Source organism: Paraburkholderia fungorum (assembly GCF_046026025.1).
In the GTDB taxonomy this organism is placed as follows: domain Bacteria; phylum Pseudomonadota; class Gammaproteobacteria; order Burkholderiales; family Burkholderiaceae; genus Paraburkholderia; species Paraburkholderia fungorum_E.
Window position 1 is genome coordinate 1 of record NZ_JAQQFL010000089.1, and the last position, 1,348, is coordinate 1,348.

The following is a 1,348-nucleotide window of genomic DNA, read 5'->3' on the forward strand; positions in this document are numbered from 1 at the left end:
CGCTCAACCCGTACCACCCGACCCTCACCCCAGGCAGCGTATCCAGCACGCGCTCATCGTCGCGCAGATGATTGAACATCACCTGGAACAGCGGCGCGTGGCTCAGGCTGCGTTGCGGTTGCAGTGCATCCACCAGCACGTCGAACGGCAGGTCCTGATGCGCCTGCGCCGCCTGCGCGTCGCGCCTCACCGTCTCCAGTAACGCCGTCAACGGCGTGCTGCCGTCCATCTGCGCCCGCATCACCAGCGTATTGACGAACAGCCCGATCAGCCCTTCCGTCTCGACCCGCTCCCGGTTCGCCGCCGGCACCCCCACCCGGATGTCGTGCTGCGCCGTGTAGCGATGCAGCAGCAACTGGAAGCCTGCCAGCAGCACCACAAACGGCGTCGCCCTGAGCTGCTGCGCGCGCTGACGGATGGCCCGCGCGAGTGTGTCCGGAATGCCGATGCGATGCGTCGCGCCGTGCCAGGCGCTCACCGCCTGGCGCGCACGGTCGCTGGGCAGCGCCAGCACCGGATGATCCTCGCCCAGTTGCGCGCGCCAGTACGCAAGCTGCCGCGCCTGCTCGCCCGCTTCAAGCCAGCGCCGTTGCCAGAGGGCGTAATCGGCGTACTGAACCGGTAACTCGCGCAGGTGCGCCGCGGTGCCTTCGCGCCGCGCGCGATAGCCATCGACGAACTCCTGCAACAGCACATCCACCGACCAGCCATCCGACACGATGTGATGCATCACCACCGCCAGCACGTGCTCGCGTTCACCCAACCGGATCAGCGCGACGCGCAGCAGCGGGCCGTGCACCAGATCGAATGGTTCGGCGGCAAATGCGTTGGCGGTGGATGCCAGGGTGGTTTCAATCGCGTCGGCAGATGCAATATCCACGACACGCCAGTCGCACCGGGTATCTGTACCAATCGACTGCACCACGTCGCCATCGGCCTGCGCCGCAAAGGTCGTGCGCAGCGATTCATGGCGCGCGACCACCGCGTCGATGCTGGCACGCACTGCATCCGCATCGAGTTCGCCACTTAAGCGCAGCGCGCCCGGCATGTGATACGCGCTGCTCCCGGGCTGCAGATTCCACAGGAACCACAGGCGCTGCTGCGCGTGAGACAGCGGCAAGGCTGTGCGCTCACCTGCGGCGATGACCGTGATCGGCGGCACCCCGGGCTGCGTGGCGCCGTCGTTCAATGTCTGAACCAGCACCTGGGCCAGTGTCGAGACCGACTGCGTATCGAACAGCTGGCGCGGCGTTATCGCGATGCCCGCATGATGGGCCTGTGCGACCACCTTCAGGCTGAGAATCGAATCGCCGCCGAGTTCGAAGAAGTTGTCGTGCCGGCCGACGCG

1 protein-coding gene is annotated in these 1,348 nt (G+C 66.8%); it reads right to left on the minus strand.

Annotated features, from left to right (window positions below; translation table 11 throughout):
• Window positions 1–1,348: condensation domain-containing protein (locus PQR67_RS38120; protein ID WP_408467939.1), on the minus strand; the 1,348-nt coding region annotated here is incomplete at both ends.